Annotated in this window: 19 protein-coding genes; 11 read left to right on the forward strand and 8 right to left on the reverse strand. The window is 72.0% G+C overall.

Annotation, left to right across the window (positions count from 1 at the left end; all coding sequences use genetic code 11):
• Positions 1-65: 65 nt before the first annotated feature.
• Positions 66-983, forward strand: a complete 918-nt coding sequence (locus tag HUT10_RS11330; protein ID WP_176171152.1) for a LysR family transcriptional regulator — start codon at positions 66-68, stop codon at positions 981-983.
• Here the strand turns inward: HUT10_RS11330 and HUT10_RS11335 are convergent.
• A complete protein-coding gene (locus tag HUT10_RS11335) occupies positions 973-1,848 on the reverse strand; it encodes a LysR substrate-binding domain-containing protein (protein WP_176171153.1) in 876 nt (291 codons plus the stop codon). The two genes, HUT10_RS11330 and HUT10_RS11335, sit on opposite strands and share 11 nt — an antisense overlap.
• A gap of 84 nt (positions 1,849-1,932) precedes the next feature.
• Here HUT10_RS11335 and HUT10_RS11340 point away from each other — a divergent pair, with 84 nt between their 5' ends.
• Complete coding sequence (locus tag HUT10_RS11340) at positions 1,933-2,886, forward strand: threonine/serine dehydratase (protein ID WP_176171154.1); 954 nt, start codon at positions 1,933-1,935, stop codon at positions 2,884-2,886.
• Here the strand turns inward: HUT10_RS11340 and HUT10_RS11345 are convergent.
• On the reverse strand, positions 2,828-3,649 hold the full coding sequence (locus HUT10_RS11345; RefSeq protein ID WP_176171155.1) for an LLM class flavin-dependent oxidoreductase: 822 nt from the start codon (positions 3,647-3,649) through the stop codon (positions 2,828-2,830). The two genes, HUT10_RS11340 and HUT10_RS11345, sit on opposite strands and share 59 nt — an antisense overlap.
• An 83-nt stretch (positions 3,650-3,732) precedes the next feature.
• Positions 3,733-4,563 (reverse strand): peptidoglycan-binding protein, encoded by an 831-nt coding sequence (locus HUT10_RS11350; protein WP_176171156.1) that lies wholly within the window; start codon positions 4,561-4,563, stop codon positions 3,733-3,735.
• Positions 4,564-4,968: 405 nt separating this feature from the next.
• Between HUT10_RS11350 and HUT10_RS11355 the strand changes: the two genes are divergently transcribed.
• From HUT10_RS11355 to HUT10_RS11365, 3 genes are all read left to right on the forward strand, one after another.
• Complete coding sequence (locus tag HUT10_RS11355; protein WP_176171157.1) at positions 4,969-6,018, forward strand: NlpC/P60 family protein; 1,050 nt, start codon at positions 4,969-4,971, stop codon at positions 6,016-6,018.
• Between the two features lie 65 nt (positions 6,019-6,083).
• A complete protein-coding gene (locus HUT10_RS11360; protein ID WP_176171158.1) occupies positions 6,084-6,506 on the forward strand; it encodes a hypothetical protein in 423 nt (140 codons plus the stop codon).
• A 66-nt stretch (positions 6,507-6,572) separates the two neighbouring features.
• Positions 6,573-6,773, forward strand: a complete 201-nt coding sequence (locus HUT10_RS11365) for a DUF3072 domain-containing protein (protein WP_176171159.1) — start codon at positions 6,573-6,575, stop codon at positions 6,771-6,773.
• Between the two features lie 4 nt (positions 6,774-6,777).
• On the opposite strand, the gene HUT10_RS50870 is transcribed toward HUT10_RS11365, so the two are convergent.
• The gene (locus tag HUT10_RS50870; protein WP_254896828.1) at positions 6,778-7,122 is read right to left on the reverse strand and encodes a hypothetical protein; all 345 of its coding nucleotides are present in this window, start codon (positions 7,120-7,122) and stop codon (positions 6,778-6,780) included.
• A complete protein-coding gene (locus HUT10_RS11370) occupies positions 7,083-7,712 on the reverse strand; it encodes a PrsW family glutamic-type intramembrane protease (protein ID WP_254896829.1) in 630 nt (209 codons plus the stop codon). The genes HUT10_RS50870 and HUT10_RS11370 overlap by 40 nt, the downstream gene beginning before the upstream one ends.
• 754 nt (positions 7,713-8,466) lie before the next feature.
• Between HUT10_RS11370 and HUT10_RS11375 the strand changes: the two genes are divergently transcribed.
• Positions 8,467-8,643 carry a hypothetical protein gene (locus HUT10_RS11375; protein WP_176171160.1) on the forward strand — a complete coding sequence of 59 codons (177 nt, stop codon included), beginning with the start codon at positions 8,467-8,469 and terminating at the stop codon, positions 8,641-8,643.
• A 4-nt stretch (positions 8,644-8,647) separates the two neighbouring features.
• Here the strand turns inward: HUT10_RS11375 and rho are convergent, their stop codons facing one another.
• A complete protein-coding gene (rho, locus tag HUT10_RS11380) occupies positions 8,648-9,709 on the reverse strand; it encodes a transcription termination factor Rho (protein ID WP_176171161.1) in 1,062 nt (353 codons plus the stop codon).
• 345 nt (positions 9,710-10,054) lie between these two features.
• Between rho and HUT10_RS11385 the strand changes: the two genes are divergently transcribed.
• A complete protein-coding gene (locus tag HUT10_RS11385) occupies positions 10,055-10,471 on the forward strand; it encodes an ATP-binding protein (protein WP_176171162.1) in 417 nt (138 codons plus the stop codon).
• 457 nt (positions 10,472-10,928) lie between these two features.
• On the opposite strand, the gene HUT10_RS11390 is transcribed toward HUT10_RS11385, so the two are convergent.
• Both HUT10_RS11390 and HUT10_RS51830 read right to left on the reverse strand, forming a co-directional pair.
• The gene (locus HUT10_RS11390; RefSeq protein ID WP_176171163.1) at positions 10,929-11,141 is read right to left on the reverse strand and encodes a hypothetical protein; all 213 of its coding nucleotides are present in this window, start codon (positions 11,139-11,141) and stop codon (positions 10,929-10,931) included.
• A gap of 63 nt (positions 11,142-11,204) precedes the next feature.
• The gene (locus tag HUT10_RS51830) at positions 11,205-13,421 is read right to left on the reverse strand and encodes a PHB depolymerase family esterase (RefSeq protein ID WP_176171164.1); all 2,217 of its coding nucleotides are present in this window, start codon (positions 13,419-13,421) and stop codon (positions 11,205-11,207) included.
• Between the two features lie 148 nt (positions 13,422-13,569).
• On the opposite strand from HUT10_RS51830, the gene HUT10_RS11400 reads away from it, so the two are divergent.
• From HUT10_RS11400 to HUT10_RS11415, 4 genes are read left to right on the forward strand one after another with little or no spacing between them, the layout of a single operon-like run.
• Positions 13,570-15,147, forward strand: a complete 1,578-nt coding sequence (locus HUT10_RS11400) for an alkaline phosphatase D family protein (protein ID WP_176171165.1) — start codon at positions 13,570-13,572, stop codon at positions 15,145-15,147.
• A gap of 55 nt (positions 15,148-15,202) precedes the next feature.
• Entirely contained in the window at positions 15,203-16,024 is an 822-nt protein-coding gene (locus HUT10_RS11405; RefSeq protein ID WP_176171166.1) for a helix-turn-helix transcriptional regulator, read from the forward strand.
• A 39-nt stretch (positions 16,025-16,063) separates the two neighbouring features.
• Positions 16,064-16,915, forward strand: a complete 852-nt coding sequence (locus HUT10_RS11410) for an oxidoreductase (RefSeq protein WP_176171167.1) — start codon at positions 16,064-16,066, stop codon at positions 16,913-16,915.
• Entirely contained in the window at positions 16,912-17,631 is a 720-nt protein-coding gene (locus tag HUT10_RS11415) for an SDR family oxidoreductase (protein WP_176171168.1), read from the forward strand. Before HUT10_RS11410 ends, HUT10_RS11415 begins: the two co-directional genes overlap by 4 nt.
• Position 17,632: the final 1 nt, after the last annotated feature.

The raw sequence follows: 17,632 nt of genomic DNA on the forward strand, positions 1-17,632 counted from the left end.
CCTGCGGGCGCCGACTGTCAAGGACAAGCGAATGTTCCTGCCGGGAATTCGGTAGCATCCCTACCGTGTTCGGACTCGAGCGGATGCGGGCGCTGCACGCGGTCGCCACCCACGGTTCGGTCGCCGCGGCGGCCGATTCCCTGCACGTGACACCGTCGGGGGTGTCGCAGCAGCTGGCGAAGCTGGAACGGGAAGCAGGCCAGCCGCTGCTGGAGCCCCGCGGCCGCGGGGTCCGGCTGACGAAGGCGGGGCTGGTGCTGGCCGGGCACGCGGAACGGATCCTCGCCCAGGTCGCCGAGGCGAAGGCCGACCTGGAGTCGCTGCGCGAAGACGTCATCGGGCCGCTGCGGATCGGCGCGATCCCGACGACGGTGCACGCGCTGCTGCCGCCCGCGCTGGCCACCCTCGCCGCGCAGCACCCGCGGCTGGCGGTGACGCTGCACGAGGGCGAGGCCGAGCAGACGATGCCCCGCGTGCTGGCCGGCGACCTCGACGTCGCCGTGCTGGAGAGCTGGAACGACCGCCCGACGGTGCTCCCGCCGTCGACGACGAGCATCGCGCTGTTCTCCGACGTCGCCGACCTCGCCCTGCCCGCCGGGCACCGGCTGGCCCACCGCAAGGCGGTCGACCTGTCCGAAGTGGACGATCTGCCGTGGATCGGCTGGAGCGCCGGGTCCGGGTGCTACGAGTGGCTGGTCCAGGTGCTGCGCAAGCAGCGGCTGGAGCCGCGGATCAGCTACGCGGTGGGCGGCTACCCGACCCAGCTGGCCCTGGTGGCGGGCGGCGTCGGCGCGGCGCTGGTCCCCCGCCTGGCCCGCGACCGGCTCCCGGAGGGCGTCCGGATCCTGACCACGCGGCCGGCGCTGACCCGCACGATCCACGCGATCTGCCGGGCGGGCGAGGAGGACCGCGGCGCGGTGCGGGCGTGCTTCGACGCGCTGCGGGCGGCTTCGGCGCGGTTCGAAGGCCGGATCACCGGCTGAGCCGCGCCACCATCTCGGTGACCAGCCGGCCGGGGCGCCGGTGGTGGACCAGGAAGACGTCCCGGGCCGGGCGGGCGTCCGCCGCGTCGCGCACCTCGACGCGGGCCGTCCCCACCCGCTCGAGCACGCTCTCCGGCACGAACGCGATGCCCAGCCCGGCCTCCACCAGCGCCACGATCACCTGGTAGTCCCGCGTCTCGTAGGCCACCCGCAGCCGGACACCTGCCGCATCGGCGAGCTGCTCCAGGCACGCCCGGTTGGGCACGCCGGGGCTGCCGGAAATCCAGTCCTCGGCGGCCAGTGCGTGCAGCGTGAGCCGGCGGACCCGCGCTTTCGGGTGTCCCGGCGGCAGGATCAGCCGGAACCGCTCCGTGCGCAGCAGCGACCGCTGCAGGCCGCGCGGGTCGGGCAGCGGCGCGCCCGGGTAGCGGTGGGTGATCAGCAGGTCGAGCTCGCGGGAGCTGACCAGGCCGTACCCGTCGGGCGGCTCGAGGTCCAGCAGCCGCAGCGCCACGCCGGGGTGTTCGCGGCGGAACTCCGCGAGCGCGGCAGGCACCAGTGTCATGCCCGCGCTCGCGAACGTGCCGACGGTGAGCTCCTCCTCGAGCAGACCGCGGACCGTCCGCTCGGCCGTGCGCAGCTCCCCGACGATCGCCTCGGCGTGGACGAGCAGCGCCTCCCCGGCCGGCGTGAGCGTGACGCCGCGGGCGTGGCGGTCGAGCAGCCGGGCGCCGACGTCGTGCTCCAGCTTGGCCAGCTGCTGCGAAACGGCGGACGGGGTGAAGGAAAGCCGGCGCGCGGCCGCGGCGATCGAGCCGGCGTGCGCCACCTCCGCCAGCACGGCCAGGCGGTGGGCGTCGAGCACGGGAGCCTCCAGCCGTAAGTGCTGCTTGATCCAGCATAGGAGACGTCGCTGGTGCTTACGCCCACCCGCGCGCATTCTGGAGCCATGATCAGCACTGCGGATGTCGAACGGGCGGCCGCGCGCATCGAGGGCCGGGTCCGCCGGACGCCGGTGCTCGCCGCGGACGAAGGCGTGTGGTTCAAGCTGGAGCAGGTGCAGCACACCGGGTCGTTCAAGGCCCGCGGGGCGTTCAACCGGATCATCGCCGCGGGCGAGGTCGCCGGGGTCGTGACCGCTTCCGGCGGCAACGCCGGACTGGCCGTCGCCTACGCCGCCCGGGAATTCGGGCTCCCGGCGCGGGTCTACGTCCCGGCAACCGCGCCCGCGGTGAAGGTCGCGAAGCTGCGGCAGCTCGGCGCGGCGGTGGAGCTGGCCGGCGAGAAGTACGCCGACGCCTACGACGCGGCCGTGAAGCACGCGGCGAACTCCGGCGAGCTCTTCTGCCACGCCTACGACCAGCCCGACATCTGCGCCGGGCAGGGCACCCTCGGCCTGGAGCTGCTCGAGCAGACCGGCGGCCTGGACACGATCCTCGTCGCGGTCGGCGGCGGCGGGCTGCTGGCCGGGGTCGCCGCCGCGGTCGAGGGCCGGGCACGCGTCGTCGGCGTCGAACCGCGCACGATCCCGACGTTGCACGAGGCGCTGGCCGCGGGCGCGCCGGTCTCCGTCGACGTCTCCGGGATCGCCGCCGACTCGCTGGGCGCGTCCCGGCTCGGCGACATCGCCTTCGCCGTCGCCACCCGCACGGACGCGGGCTCGGTGCTGGTGGACGACAGCGCGATCGCCGGGGCGCGGGCGGCGCTGTGGGACCGCTACCGCCTCGCCGTCGAACCCGGCGGAGCGGCCGCGTTCGCCGCCCTGCTCTCCGGCGCCTACCGGCCCGCGCCGGGCGAGCGGGTCGCCGTCCTGCTCTGCGGCGCCAACACCGACCCGGCGACGCTCACTTCCCCGCCAGCCGCTCCACGACCGGAGCGAACTGCTCCAGGAACGCGCCGTTGACGCTGAAGTAGTTCACGCCCTGTTCCTCGCGGCGGCGTTCGAGCTCGGCCGCCATGTCGTCGGCGCTGTCGCCGCGGAGCAGGCCGAGGGAGTCGTGCTCGATCAGCGTCTGGGCGTCGACCCCGATGAAGCCGCGGATCCACGGCGGCACCTCGTCGCCGACGACCCAGATGTTCATCGCGAACTCGATGTCGCGGTCACCGGCCGCCGCACGGACTTCTTCGACGTAGCCGGTCATTTCCTCCCGGGTGGTCAGCACCCCACCGGCCATCGTGACGATGTCGGCCTTCAGCCCGGCGAGGCGGCGCACCTTCGGGCCGCCGGCGGCGATCATCACCGGCGTGTGCGCGTCGCCGTCGAGACGGCGGACGTGGTCGATCGTTTCGGAAATCGAGTCGAGCCGCTCCTGCCCCGAGCCGTAGGGCAGCCCGAGTTCTTCGGCCTGCTGCCGCATTTCCGGCCGCCCGGTGCCGAGGCCGAGCTCGAACCGGCCCTCCGTGACGACGGTCAGGCTGTGCGCCTCCCAGGCCGCCGCCCGGGCGGTGCGCAGCGGGCTGGCCAGCACGAACGAGCCGACACGCAGCTCGGTCGTCGCCGCGGCGGCCGCGGCGAGGGCCGCGGTCGGCGTCGGCATGTTCAGGTTGTCCGGGCACAGCAGCGTCGAATAGCCGAGCTCTTCGGCGCGGCGAGCGGTGGCGAGCCACTGCGCGCCGCCCTCGGTCGCGGTCGCGACCACGCCGAACCGGAACGCCTTCTGCGGCATCGAAGCACCCCCATGTCGTCGGTTCCCCGATCAAACCACCGGTGCGCCCGGCCGTGCCACCACGGCCGGGCGCACCACCGGCATCAGCCGCGCTGGTACTCCTCCCAGGTGACCTTCGTGACCTGGGGGCCGTCGTCGGCGCCGCGGCCGGCCAGGCCGTTCATGCCCAGGTAGTAGTCGCCGGTCTGGTGCTGGGCACCCGACGACAGGTCCGGGTCGGAGATGGCCATCGCGTGGATGTGGTAGTCGAAGCCCTGCGCCGGCGTGCGGTACCAGGCCGCGAAGCCGACGTTGCGCAGCGCCTTCAGCAGGGTGGTGCGGTTGGCCGACGACATCCCGGACACCGAGATGTCCATCGCGCCGCCGCCGTCGTGCGTGCCGGCCGAGGCGTCGACCCCGCCTGGGTTGTAGGAGCCCTGCGTCAGGGCGACCTGGAAGCCGGCCTTTCCTTCCGCCGCAACGAGCATCGCCTTGGTGCGGGTGTTGAGGGTCTTGCCGTGGTAGGTCACCTGGCTGCCGGCGGAGACCGGGTTGGTGACCGTGTACCGGCCCTCGCCCAGCTTCTCCAGCGACGTCTTGCCCGGCAGGCCGGACGCGTCGATCCCGGTGTAGCCCAGCGACTTCTGGTACTGCGAGTAGGCCGTGATCGTCGTCGTGCCGAAGTAGCCGTCGACGTACTGGCTGTCGAGCAGCCCCTTGGCCTGCAGCGCCTGCTCGACGAGCAGGACGCTGTCGTGCGCGCCCGGGGTCTGGGTGTCGTCGGCGCGGCGCGGGTCGATCTGGGCCGCCTTCAGCACGGCCTCCATGTTCGCCGTGGGCAGCGCCGTCGTGGCCCCGGTTTCCGCCTGAGCCGGTGCGGCCACGGCGAAAGTCGCGGCGGTGAGCGCCGTGAGCACGGCGGCCTTCGTGAACATCCTGGTCCTCCATGAGTCGGAATGGCTTGTGGCCCGAAGGATCACCGAACCGGGTACAAGGGACGTACAAAGCGGATGCACCCCGCCCGTGCTGTGGTGACAGCTTGTAATCCCCACCACAATCGACCCCTGCTCCCCCTGGTCCAGCCGTGTTAACGAGCGTCACGCACAGTTTCGAGCGCCCCGCCCTGGACGAGCCCGTGCTCGTTTCGTAACCTGTTCGAGATCTCGCGGCCCCCGGTCGTCCCCAAGACGGCGACGCGAGATCGCCGCCGATACCCCCTCCCGGGTACCGGAGCACCCCGCGCGCTCTTCCTGTTGCGACCGAGCGCGCCCCGGCGAGACCCCCGGCTCGCCTTCCCGGTACCCGCCGGCGGCCGATCAGCAAAGGAGACCCGCGCGAGAATGCGTTCGCATCCCGTCAAGCGCGTGGTGTCAGGTGCCCTCGCCGCGGCCTCGGTGATCACCGTCGTCACCATGGCCCAGCCGGCCACCGCCGCCCCCGTCCCCGTCCTCCAGGCGCCGCCCGCCGGCTCGGACGCCCTCGCCAAGTACCGCGAACTCGCGGCGCAGGCGGAAAAGCTCAACGAGGACCTGTTGCGCGCCCAGGACGACCTGACCGCGAAGCAGGGCCAGCTCGACAAGGCCAATGCCGACGTCACGGCGGCCAAGAACGCCGGCGCGCAGGCGATCCGGGCGAAGCAGCAGTACCAGTCCGAAGTGGACAAGTTCGCCGGCGCGTCGTTCACCAGCGGCGTCCAGATGAACAAGCTGTCGGCGCTGCTGGCCGGAACGTCCACTCAGGACTTCCTGGACCGCTCGGCGGCGCTCGAGGTCATCGCGACCGACAAGAACGCCGCACTGGACAACCTCAACGGCGCGGCGGCCAAGGCCACGGCGGCGGAGAAGGCGGCCGCCGACGCGGCGAAGCGGGCCCAGGACGCCCGGGACGCGGCGGCGAAGCTGGCTTCGGACATCGAGGCGAAGAAGAAGGACCTGCAGGGCCAGATCGACCAGATCGAGGCGCAGAGCCGCAACCTCAGCAGCGCCGACCGCGCCGCGCAGAAGGACACCGGCGGGGCGGCCCCGAACGTCAAGGCGCCCACCGCGGCCGCGCAGACCGCGGTCAACGCGGCGCTGAGCAAGCTCGGCAGCGCCTACGTCTGGGGCGCCACCGGGCCGAGCACGTTCGACTGCTCCGGCCTGATGCAGTGGGCGTACAAGCAGGCCGGCATCAACCTGCCCCGGACGTCGTCGGCGCAGGCCGGGTTCGGCACGCCGGTGTCGCGCGACCAGCTGCAGCCCGGCGACCTGGTGGCCTACTACTCGCCGGTGTCCCACATCGGCATGTACATCGGCGACGGCAAGATGGTGCACGCGCCGACGAGCGGCGACGTCGTCAAGATCTCGCCGCTGATGAGCCAGTACGCGGGGGCCACGCGCCCCACGGCCTGATCCCGCCGGCCCCGGTGCCCCGTTCCGCGACGTGTAGAAATCGCGGAACGGGGCACTTTGCGCGCATGGACGACAACCCTGACGCCGCCACCGTCGCCGCCGTCGGCAAGGTGACCGAGGCACTCGAAACGATCGAGCGCGCCCGCGGGCACCTCTACTCCTTCCACCAGCTGACCGGCAGTGCCGACCTGGCCCTCGGCGAGGCCGTCGAGCAGCTCGAGAAGGCAGGCCACGGCGACTGGGCGCGGCGGATCTCCGAAGAGCTCATCGGGCTCAACGTGTTACCCGATCGGTGGACTTTCCAGATCGTCGAGGAGTACGACGACGGCTACTACAAGGCGGGCCGCGACCTCGAGCGCGAGCTGCTCACCTCCCTCACGGGAGGCCGCCGTCACCTGCACGAACAGCAGATGAAGGACGACCGCCGGACGCACGGGCGGCCGGGCCACGAGGCGGGCGCGCCGAGCACACCGCCGGCCGGGTCGTGACCGGCGGTTGTCGGAGGCCTGCGCTACAGTCGACCGCAGGCGAACAAACGTTCGATTGGAGCTGAGATGACCGACCAGGTGGAGCCGAACCCGGAGAAGGACCCGAGCGACTGGACCACCGGCGACGAGCCGATGACCGGGCCGCAGAAGTCGTACCTGCAGACGCTGGCGCAGGAAGCCGGGGAAGAGGTGCCGGAGAAGCTGACGAAGGCGGAGGCGTCGGAGCGGATCGACGCCCTGCAGAAGGCGACCGGCCGCGGCACGTGAGGGCTCACCGCGGCCGTCCGGCGGGGATCCGCCACAGCACGCCGGCCTGCCGTTCGCCGCGCCGCGCCCGGGCGCGCACGGCGAGCAGCCAGCCGATTCCGATCACCGAGATCAGGGCGAGGCCGCCCCAGGAGAGCACGGTGAAGACGTCGGCTTGGAGTCCGGTGGGCTGGTAACCCTGTTCGAGCTGCGCGTAGTCCCACGGCGTGCCGGTGAGCAGCAGGGTCAGCACGAGGGCGATGCCGTGCATGGCGTCCCAGAGGCCGTGGAGCAGGGCGACACCGAGGTAGCTGAGGAGCAGGCGGAGCGTCAGGGCGAAGTGGCGGTGGTCACTGGCGGAGAAGAGCACGCCGCCGAGGATCGCGGTCCAGAGCCCGTGGCCGACGGGGCGAGCACGCCGCGGAGCAGTTCGGTCTGGACGAGGTCCATGAGCGAGAGCCCGCGTTCGGTGAACAGAGCGGTGAAGGCGTACCCGGCGGATTCGAAGGCGGCGAACCCGAACCCGACGGTCGCGCCCAGCACGATCCCGTCGGCGGCGAACTTGACCCGCAGGTGCCGGGTGAGCACGGCCAGCACGGCGAGCTTGACGGCTTCTTCGATGAGGCCGACCCCGGCGAACAGGAAAGCGGAGGGATGGAGCAGGTAGGACTCGAGCAGTGAGGCGGCGAGCACGCCGAGCACCCCACCGGCGACGAAGGTGCTGAAGAGCAGTTCGGAGGTGACCTCACCACTCCGCCGCCGCCCGAAGGCCCAGGTGACGAAGGTGACGGGAACGAGGAAGCTCCCGAGCAGCACGACGGTGGGAACGAGGTTCGGGTTGCCGGTGACGAAGGTGACGACAACGGCAAGCACCCAGAGAAGGGCACCGGTGAGGAACATCCGCAGCCAGACCCGGCGTGACCGGGCCCCGGCCGCAGGGCGGGCGGACGGATGGGCCATGAAGGTACTGTGCCCCGCTTCCGGGCGCTCCGCACCCCGCGGCGGCTCGATGAGGCAGGTCGAGGCGCAGGAGGGGCGCCGAGCACGCGGGTAGCCCGGCGCGGGTGAAGGTGGGCGGCCGGTCGGACTCGGTCGCGTGGCCTGACCGGCGCAGCGGCTGCTGGGCGACTTGATCTCACCGGCCGAGCGAGTGCCGGGCGTCGGCCGGCCGGACATGCACGTCGCCGGGTCGGGCGCGGGAGTGCCCGCTGAGGCCGGCGCGCGAGTTAGCCAGCCCCGCCGACCGCAGCCCTGCGCGCCAACTCCCGCCGGGCCCAGCCCGCGCGCCCCTCGCAACCTTGCGACCGGGAGGTTGCTTTCGGCGGGAGTGGGCTGTGCGCGAGGCCACGGCTTGTCGAGCACCCGGCCGGGTAACCACACAGTCCCCGCCGAAGGAGGACTTTCGTGTACCTGACCGTGCTGCTCGTCATCCTCGCCGGGCTGCTCGTGCTCGGCGGTGCGGCCGTCCGGGAGCTGCCGAAACCGTATCCCCTCACCGCGAAGCGGACCTTCGTCGCCGCCTGGCTCGTTGCCGCCGGGGGTTTGCGTGGTGGGCCTTCTCGCCCGGGGCCGCCGCGCTCGTCGTCACCGTCGTCGGGTTCGGGTTTCTCGTGGCCGCCCTCAATCGGGGGCCCGAGCGGCCCTCCTACCCGCGCTCGCCCCCTTACCAGCCGCCTCGATGAGTGATCGCTCGCGAACCGGGTATCTGCCGGGCATGTCCCAGCCGAACGAACAGCAGCCCGAGATCGCCCGGCCCGGCACCCCGGATCCCGGCCGTCGCGAGGATCGGCTCTACCGTCCCGGCGAGGGCGAGCCTCCGGAAACCGCCGAGGAAGCCGACAGTGTCGGGGCGGAAGTGATCGGTGAGCTGCGGGAGCGTCGCGAAAGCTGAACGCTCAGGCCGCCGCCGGCAGGGCCGCGCCGGTCACGCGGAGGAGGAACTCGGCGTTGGAGCCGGTCTTGCGCAGCTGTTCCAGCAGCTGCTCGATCGCGTGCGGCCCCGGCAGTGCCCGCCGGACCTCGCGCATGGCCGCCAGTTCACCCGGGGTGACCAGCAGTTCTTCGCGCCGGGTACCGGAAGCCGCCACGTCGACCGCCGGGAAGACGCGCCGCTCGGCCGTCTTGCGGTCGAGCTTGAGTTCAGCGTTGCCGGTGCTCTTCAGCTCCTCGAAGAACACCGTGTCGGCCAGGGAACCGGTCTCCACCAGCGCCGACGCGATGATGGTGAGCGAACCGCCGCCCTCGATGTTCCGTGCCGCGCCGAGGATCCGCTTCATCGGCTGCAACGCGGCCGCGTCGACGCCGCCGGACAGGGTGCGGCCGGACGGGCGGGCCGAAAGGTTGTACGCGCGGCCGAGCCGGGTGAGCGAATCGAGCAGCAGCACGACGTCCTCGCCGTGCTCCACCAGACGTTTCGCGCGCTCGACCGCGAGTTCCGCCACCGCAACGTGTTCGGCGGGCGGCCGGTCGAAAGTGGACGCGATCACCTCGCCGCGCACGGTCCGGCTCAGCTCGGTGACCTCCTCCGGACGCTCGTCGGCGAGCAGGACCAGCAGCCGGCAGTCGGGGTGGTTGACCGACAGCCCGTGGCCGATTTCCTGCAGCACCGTGGTTTTCCCGGCTTTCGGCGGCGAAACGACCAGCGCGCGCTGCCCCCGGCCGAGCGGGGTGACGAGGTCGATGACGCGCGGCAGCAGCCGCGTCGGCGTGGTTTCGAGCAGCAGCCGCCGGTCCGGGTGCACCGGCACGAGGTCGGCGAACCGGGGGCGCGGCTCGTCCGGGTCGTGGCCGTTGACGCTGACGAGCTTTTCGCCTTCGCCGCTGATTTCGTCGCCGGGCCGCAGATTGTGCTTGCGCACCAGGGAAAGCGGGACGGCGACGTCGTCCGGCGCGGGCCGGTAGCCGGGCCGGGCGAACGGGGTCTTGCCGGACAGGTCGAGGATTCCGTGAAAGGACATGGGTGTCTCCTGAGGTGGTGATGGGCCTGCGCACGGACGGCGAGGCCGGAAAGAAGGAAGGAGGCCGACTGGCCTGAATCCGAGGGAGCTGCCTCCGGGCGGCCGAGGGGCCGGCATCCGCGAGGAGCGTCTCCACTGTAGCGACAGATCTCACGAAGCACAACGGGTAAGAACCCGTGGCCGTGGGTAGTCCATCGGAGAAGCCCGCTGACACGGGGGAACCGCGGCTGACGATGGGAGCGGATCGTGTATCGACATACCCCGGACTCTGGCGTCGATACGGGCGAAAGCACCGACGCCGACCAAGCCGGGACCACGGCCCCGGAGCGTTTCGGCGCCGGAGCCGTGGTCGCCTCGACGTTCGAAGAGCTGGCGCCGGCACTGCCGAACGAGATGGCCGGCCTGCGCCGCAAGCTGCTCCAGTGGCTGGGCGAATTCCCGCTCGACCCGGAGAGCAAGCACGACATGACGTTGGCAACGTACGAAGCACTGGCCAACGTGGCGGCCCACGCCTACCCGGACGGCCACGGCTGGGCCCGCTTGCAGGCCCGCCGAGAGGGCGACACGATCACGATAACGGTAACGGACACCGGCTGCGGCATCCCGGCAACCCGCCCGAAGAAAGCAGGCTTGCGCACCTCGGGCGGCCGCGGCTTGCTGCTGATCGACCAGGTGACGGACCAGTCCGACATAGCCTCGGGTGAAAAGGGAACAACGGTCCGCATGACCTGGCGCCCGCCTTCCCTCCGCGACGCAAGCTGAGGGACGAGCCCGAGCACGCCGGAAGAAAAAGGCGACGGGCCAACACAGCAGCAGAGGCGCCAACGAACCACCACCCGCCGGCTCGCCTACGAGCGCGCCGGCGGGTTCGCGCGTGCGGGGGTTCGCCCGCAGCGCCGATTCGCGCGCAGGGCAGGTTCGCCCACAGCGCGGATTCCCGCGCGGAGCAGGCAACTCCCGCAGTTCGCCTGAGATCAGCCGGCGATCGCGCTCAGCTCAACGCGACCGACCGCCGCACCAACCTGGCACTCAAGGCGAACGGTCGCTCCCCGCCATAAGCCTGTGACTCAACGCAATCGATCGCCGCGCACGCCCCCGCGGCCCAACGCGACCGATCGCCGCCCCAACTCCGGCCGGTCAAGGCCGAACAACCGCCTCAGCAGCACCCGAGTCGGGCCCGCTCCCCCACCCAACCCCCTCCCGGCCCCGAAACAACCCCTCAAGCCACCTCAGCCAACCGAACCATTCGGTTCCGCGGATAAGAAACCAGCTCCCGCTCCCCATCAGTAGTGAAGATCTCGACGGAATCCTCCACCAGTTCCGCCGAATTCACCTGCAGCTGCCACGCGGGCAGCCCCGGCGCCGGCTCGTGCCAGAACCACTGGCCCTTGGTGAGCTGGTGCGCCGGGACTGTTGCGTCGTCCGTGTTCATGCGCTGAGGCTAGCCCTCACCACCGACAGTTTTCGCACGACCTCGATCCTGTGATCACGACCACTATGGACTCGTGCAGGTCACCGTCGGGTCGGTCAGGTTGCCGCCGTGCTGGACGGTGAAGCCGATCACGTTGCCGCTCCCGTTGGGGCGGGCCGTCAGGACGTAGCCCGTGCTGTCCCACGTTCCCGTGTAGTTCCAGCTGCCGATCACCTTCTGGGGTGCGTGGAACGTGATCGTCAGCGTCCAGTTGTTCGTGCCCGACACCGTCACCTGGCCGTTGAACCCGACGTTCCACTCCGCCGTCTTCGCGTACACCGCCGAGCAGCCGCTCGGAACCGGCGTGGTCGTGGTCGTCGTGCCGCCGTCCGGTGGGGTGTCGCCGTTCAACGTGTCCAGGACCGCCGTGTAGGCCGCCTTCTTCTGGCCGTTGCCGTCGAAGAGCAACGGCGTTCCCGACGACCGCCACGAGTCCGTGTCGCGGATGCCCCACACCGTGATCCCGGTGCAGCGCGCGACCGCCAGGCACGCCGCGGTCACCGTGCGGAAGGCGGCCGCCTGCGTGCTGCCCGAGCCCTCGATGTCCAGCTCGGTCAGCTGGACGTCGACGCCGAGGTCGGCGAAGTTCTGCAACGTCGTCCGGTAGTCGGCGGGCACCGGGCTGTTGGCGTTGAAGTGCGCCTGGAACCCGACGCAGTCGATCGGCACGCCGCGGGACCTGAAGTCCTGCACCATCCGGTACACCGCCTGGGTCTTCGCCTGGCTCCAGTCGTCGGTGTTGTAGTCGTTGTAACAGAGCTTCGCGTCCGGGTCGGCCGCCCGGGCCGCGCGGAACGCCGCCTCGATCCAGTCGTTGCCCGTGCGCTGCAGGTTCGAATCGCGGCGGGCGCCGGAACCGCCGTCGGCGAACGCCTCGTTCACCACGTCCCACGCGTAGATCTTGCCGCGGTAGTGGGTCGCGACCTGGGTGATGTGGTTCAGCATCGCCTGCCGCAGCGCCGAGCCCTCCATGCTCTGCATCCAGCCCGGCTGCTGCCCGTGCCAGGCCAGCGTGTGCCCGCGCAGCCGGGCGCCCTGGCTGCTCGCCTGGCTCACGATCCGGTCCGCGCCTGCGTAGGAGAACTGGTTCTGCGACGGCTCGGTCGCGTCGATCTTCATCTCGTTCTCCGGTGTGATCATGGAGAACTCGCGGCTCAAGATGCCGGTGTACACGCTGTCCGACAGCTTGCTCGCCGAGACCGCCGTGCCGAAGTACCGCCCGGTCCGGGCCGCCGCGTTGCCCAGCGTCGCCCCGGCGGGCGGCGTCGAAGACGTCGTGGTGGTCGGCGTGGTGGGCGTCGTGGTCGAGCCACTGCTGCTCAGGCCCAGGAACGCGATCGCGTACTGGATCATCCCGTTCTGCGGCAGCGAGTGCCCCGCACCCTGGACGCTGATGCCCTCGACCGGCGCCTGCGTGCCGGTGGCGCCGTAGCGGGTCCGCGTCCAGCCCGGCTGCGGGGAATCACTCGACGACGGCGTCTGGCCGACCCCCTGCAGGTTCGTCCACTGCTTGATCTCCTCCCCGAAGTTCGGGTAGCGCAGCGTGTCGTCGGCCGTGCCGTGCCACAGCTGCATCCGCGGGTACGGGCCGCTGCGGCCGCCGCTCATCTGCCGGGCCTGGTCGCCCCACTGCTGCGCCGTCTTGATCAGCTGGCCGTTCGAGCACTGGCTGTTCCAGCTCGACCCGTCCGTGGTCGCGAAGCAGCCGGCCGGTACGCCCATGAACGCCGATCCGGCGGCGAACACGTCCGGGTACTCCGCCGCGAGCACGTTCGTCATCATCGCGCCGGAGGAGAACCCGGTGACGTACACGCGGGAGGCGTCGACGTTGTAGCGCTGCTTGGCCCAGTTGACCATCGACAGGATGCCGACGGGGTCGCTGCCGCCGCCGCGGGAGAGGGCCTGCGGCGAGGAAACGTCGAAGCACTGCCCGCTGCGGGTGGCTTCCGGGAACACGATGACGTACCCGTACTGGTCCGCCGCGGTGACGTAGTCGCGGGCGTAGCCGTTGAAGATCGCCGACGCCGAACCGGTGCAGTAGTGGACGGCCACCAGCAGCGCCGGGCGGGCGGCGACGTGGTCGGGGACGTAGGTGTACATGCTGAGGTTGCTGGGATTGCTGCCGAAGTCGGTGACCCGGGTCAGCGTGGCCGCGGAGGCCGGCTGCGCCGCCACGACCAGCACGATCGACGCGGCGATCGCCAGCACGGCGGCGGAAAGGGCGGTGAGGAGTCTTCGCACTCGAGCAGATCCTTTCCGGGGGCGGGAGCGCAGCTGCGACGATCGTTCGTCGCCGTCCCCGGGCGGTCAACGATTATCGAAACGTTTCGGGAAGTTTCGAGCGGTTCACCGATCGGCCGCCCCGGCGGGGTTCTGGCAGGATTCCGGGATGACCGAGCTGCTGCTGGGCCCGCTGCTGCGGCACGTAGACGCCACTTCGGCGACGATCTGGGTCGAGGTGGACGGGCCGTGCGAAGTGCGCGTCGGCGACGCGGACGCCCGGACGTTCGAAGTCGCCGGCCACCACTACGCGCTGGTCGTGCTCACCGGGCTGGAACCCGCGAAGAGCACGCCGTACGAGGTGCGGCTCGACGGCCACGTCGTCTGGCCGGAACCGGGCAGCGACCTGCCGCCGAGCCGGATCCGGACGCTGGCGCCGGGCGACCCGCGGTTCCGGCTCGTGTTCGGCTCCTGCCGCAAGCCGCGGGAGCAGGACGCGCTGGGCCCGGACGCGCTCGCCGCCTACGCCCACCGGATCGCCGCCCTCGACGAGGCCGAGTGGCCCGAATCGCTGCTGTTGCTGGGCGATCAGGTCTACGCCGACGAAACCACCGACGCGACGCAGGAGTGGCTCGCCAGCCGGCGTGACACCGGGCAGCCGCCCGGCAACGAGGTCGCCGACTTCGAGGAGTACTGCCACCTGTACTTCGAGGCCTGGTGCGACCCGGCGGTCCGCTGGCTGCTCTCCACCGTGCCGACGTCGATGATCTTCGACGACCACGACGTCCGCGACGACTGGAACACCTCGCAGGCCTGGCGCGAGAAGATGGCCCGCACGTCCTGGTGGCCGGAGCGGATCCGCGGCGCGCTGGTCTCGTACTGGGTCTACCAGCACCTCGGCAACCTCGGGCCTCGCGAGCTGGCCGAGGACGACCTCTACCAGCGGGTGCGCAAGTCCGGTGTGGACAACGCCGCGCTGCTGCGCGAGTTCGCCGACCGGGCCGACCGCGAAGCCGACGGCGCCAAGGGCACCCGGTGGTCCTACCGGCGCGACTTCGGCCCGGTCCGGCTGCTGGTGATCGATTCGCGGGCCGGCCGGATCCTCGCCGGCGGGCAGCGCTCGATGATCGGCGACGAGGAGTTCCGCTGGATCGAAGAGCAGGCGGCCGGCGGGTTCGACCACCTGCTGATCGGCACGTCGCTGCCGTGGCTGCTGCCCACCGCGCTGTCGGCCGCGCAGTCGGTCAACGAGCGGCTCTGCGCCCGGCCCGGGCTCGTCGGGCGGGCCAACGAGTGGTTCCGGCAGCTCGTGGATCTGGAGCACTGGCCGGCGTTCCGGACGTCGTTCGAACGGCTGGCGAAGCTCATCGCCCGCGTCGCGGACGACGGACCGGCGTCGGTCAACGTGCTGTCCGGCGACGTGCACCACGCCTACGTGGCCAAGGCGGAGTTCGATGGCGGCACCGCGGCGCCGGTCCACCAGCTGACCTGCTCGCCGGTGCACAACACCGTGCCGTGGTACATGAACCGGCTGTTCCGGGCCGGCTGGTCGCGGCCGCTCACCCGGGTGAGCGAATGGCTGGCCCGCCGCACCGGCGTCCCGCCCGCGCCGCTGTCGTGGCACTGCGTTTCCGGCCCGCACTTCGGCAACGCGGTCATGGAGCTGGACGTCGACGGCCGGACGGCCACGGCGACGCTGCTGCGGGCCGACCCGGGCGACGACGAGGAGCCGATCCGGCTGGTCTGAGGGTGGGTGCGGCGCGGCCACCCTTGCCCGCCGGATCCGGGTTAGCCTCGAAGACGTGGCCAAGGACAACACCCTCGGGGAGTTCCTCCGGGCCCGCCGCGCGCAGGTGGGACCCGGGGAGCTCGGCTTGCCCGCGGGCGGGTCGCGGCGGGTGGCCGGCCTGCGCCGCGAAGAGGTGGCGCTGCTGGCCGGCGTCAGCACCGACTACTACATCCGGCTCGAGCAGGGCCGGGAGCGGAACCCGTCGGCGCAGGTCGTCGACGCGCTGGCCCGCGGGCTGGCGCTGGACGACGACGCCGCCGCGCACCTCCACCGGCTGGCCCGGCCGGCACCGGTCCGCCGCCGGCGCGCCCGGCGGCGCGAACAGGTCAGCCCGAACCTGCTGCGCCTGATGGACGGCTGGCCGGACACGCCCGCGCTCGTGCTCGGCCGCTGTCTCGACGTGCTGGCGCACAACGCGCTGGGCGAGGCGCTGTTCGCCGGGCACACCCACAGCGGTGACCTGGTCCGCCTGGTGTTCCTGGACCCGGACGCCCGCGAGTTCTACCCGGACTGGGAGCGCGTGGCCGTGAACACGGTCGGCGGCCTGCGGGCGGCGGCCGGGCTCGACCCGGACGACCCGCAGCTCATCGACACCGTCGGCGAGCTGTCGGTCAAGAGCGCGGACTTCCGCCGGCTGTGGGCCCGCCACGACATCCGGCAGAAGACCCACGAGATCAAGCGGTTCCGCCACCGGCTGGTCGGCGAGCTGGAACTGAGCTACGAGGCGCTGACCGTGAACAGCGCCCCCGGCCAGCAGCTGATCGTCTACCAAGCCGAGCCGGGCAGCCCCTCGGAAGCGGCACTGGCCCTGCTGGGCAGTCTAGCCGCTTCCTGAACCACCTTTCCCCCTCCACAATGGACGGAGTAGTTCGTCGTGCCCGAAAACCCTGTCTGGTTCATCACCGGCTGTTCCGGCGGCCTCGGCCGCGCGCTGGCCGAAGCCGTGCTCGGCCACGGGATGCGCGCGGTCGTCACCGCCCGCGACCCGGCGCGCGTGGCCGGCCTCGCCGAGGCGCACGGCGACCGCGCGCTGGCCCTGCCGCTCGACGTCACCGACCACGACCAGGTCGTCGAAGCCGTGCAGCGTGCCGAAGCGGTGTTCGGCCGGATCGACGTCCTGGTGAACAACGCCGGCTACGGCTACCTCGCCGCGATCGAGGAAGGCGAGGACGAGGAGATCCGGAAGCTGTTCGACACCAACGTCTTCGGCCTCGCCGACGTCACCCGCGCGGTCCTGCCGGGCATGCGGGCGCGCCGCAGCGGCCACGTCGTCACCGTGTCCTCGCTCGGCGGCCTGGCCGCCTTCGGCGCCACCGGCTACTACCACGCGACGAAGTTCGCCGTGGAAGGGCTTTCCGAGTCCCTGGCCGCGGAGGTGGCGCCGCTGGGCATCAAGGTGACCATCGTGGAGCCCGCCGCGTTCCGCACCGGCTGGTCCGGCCCGTCGATGCGGCAGTCGGCGATCCGCATCGACGACTACGCCGGGACCGCGGGCGCCCGCCGGGAGGCGACGCTCGCGACGTACGGGCGGCAGCCGGGTGACCCGGCCCGCGCGGCCGAAGCGATCCTCGCCGCCGTCGCCGCCGGCGAACCGCCGCTGCGCCTGCTCCTCGGCCGGGCCGCCTACGACATCGCCACCGCGCGGCTCGGCACCCTCCGCACCACCTTCGACACCTGGCGCGAGACCACCCTCGCCGCCGACTTCCCCCAGGAGGAAACCCCGTGAAGACCGTTCTCATCACCGGCGCCAGCAGCGGCATCGGCCGCGCCACCGCGCTGCGCCTGGCCGGCGAGGGCCACCACGTCGTGCTCGGCGCCCGGCGCGAAGACCGGCTGACCGCGCTGGCGAAGGAGATCCACGACGCCGGCGGCACCGCGGACGTGCACCGCCTCGACGTCACCGACCGCGCGGACGTCGCCGCGTTCGCCGACGCCGCCGTCGAGGCGCACGGGCGGATCGACGCCTTCGTCGCCAACGCGGGTGTGATGCCGCTGTCCCGGTTGGACTCCCTGCACGTCGAGGAGTGGGACCGGATGATCGACGTCAACGTCCGCGGCCTGCTGCACGGGATCGCCGCCGTCCTGCCGCACTTCGGCCGCGCCGGCGGCGGCCACTTCGTGACGATCGCCTCCACCGGCGCGCACGAGGTCGTGCCGACGGCCGCGGTCTACTGCGGCACCAAGTACGCGGCCCGGGCGATCACCGAGGGCCTGCGCCTGGAGGCGGGCCCCGGCATCCGCGTGACGACGATCTCCCCCGGCGTCACCGAGTCCGAGCTGGCCGACAGCATCACCGAGCCCGGCGCCCGGGCGGCGATGCGTAGCTACCGCGCGGTGACCCTCCCGGCGGACGCGATCGCCGGCGCGGTCGCCTACGCGATCGGGCAGCCGGACGGCGTGGACGTCAACGAGGTCATCGTGCGGCCCACCGCGCAGCGGTGAC

It is taken from the genome of Amycolatopsis sp. Hca4, assembly GCF_013364075.1.
Taxonomy (GTDB): Bacteria; Actinomycetota; Actinomycetes; order Mycobacteriales; family Pseudonocardiaceae; genus Amycolatopsis.

Coding starts and splice junctions, on each gene's coding strand:
- HUT10_RS11340 (WP_176171154.1), top strand. CDS start 1,933: ATGATCAGCACTGCGGATGTCGAACGGGCGGCCGCGCGCATCGAGGGC.
- HUT10_RS11345 (WP_176171155.1), bottom strand. CDS start 3,649: ATGCCGCAGAAGGCGTTCCGGTTCGGCGTGGTCGCGACCGCGACCGAG.
- HUT10_RS11350 (WP_176171156.1), bottom strand. CDS start 4,563: ATGTTCACGAAGGCCGCCGTGCTCACGGCGCTCACCGCCGCGACTTTC.
- HUT10_RS11355 (WP_176171157.1), top strand. CDS start 4,969: ATGCGTTCGCATCCCGTCAAGCGCGTGGTGTCAGGTGCCCTCGCCGCG.
- HUT10_RS11360 (WP_176171158.1), top strand. CDS start 6,084: ATGGACGACAACCCTGACGCCGCCACCGTCGCCGCCGTCGGCAAGGTG.
- HUT10_RS11365 (WP_176171159.1), top strand. CDS start 6,573: ATGACCGACCAGGTGGAGCCGAACCCGGAGAAGGACCCGAGCGACTGG.
- HUT10_RS11370 (WP_254896829.1), bottom strand. CDS start 7,712: ATGGCCCATCCGTCCGCCCGCCCTGCGGCCGGGGCCCGGTCACGCCGG.
- HUT10_RS11375 (WP_176171160.1), top strand. CDS start 8,467: ATGTCCCAGCCGAACGAACAGCAGCCCGAGATCGCCCGGCCCGGCACC.
- rho (WP_176171161.1), bottom strand. CDS start 9,709: ATGTCCTTTCACGGAATCCTCGACCTGTCCGGCAAGACCCCGTTCGCC.
- HUT10_RS11390 (WP_176171163.1), bottom strand. CDS start 11,141: ATGAACACGGACGACGCAACAGTCCCGGCGCACCAGCTCACCAAGGGC.
- HUT10_RS11400 (WP_176171165.1), top strand. CDS start 13,570: ATGACCGAGCTGCTGCTGGGCCCGCTGCTGCGGCACGTAGACGCCACT.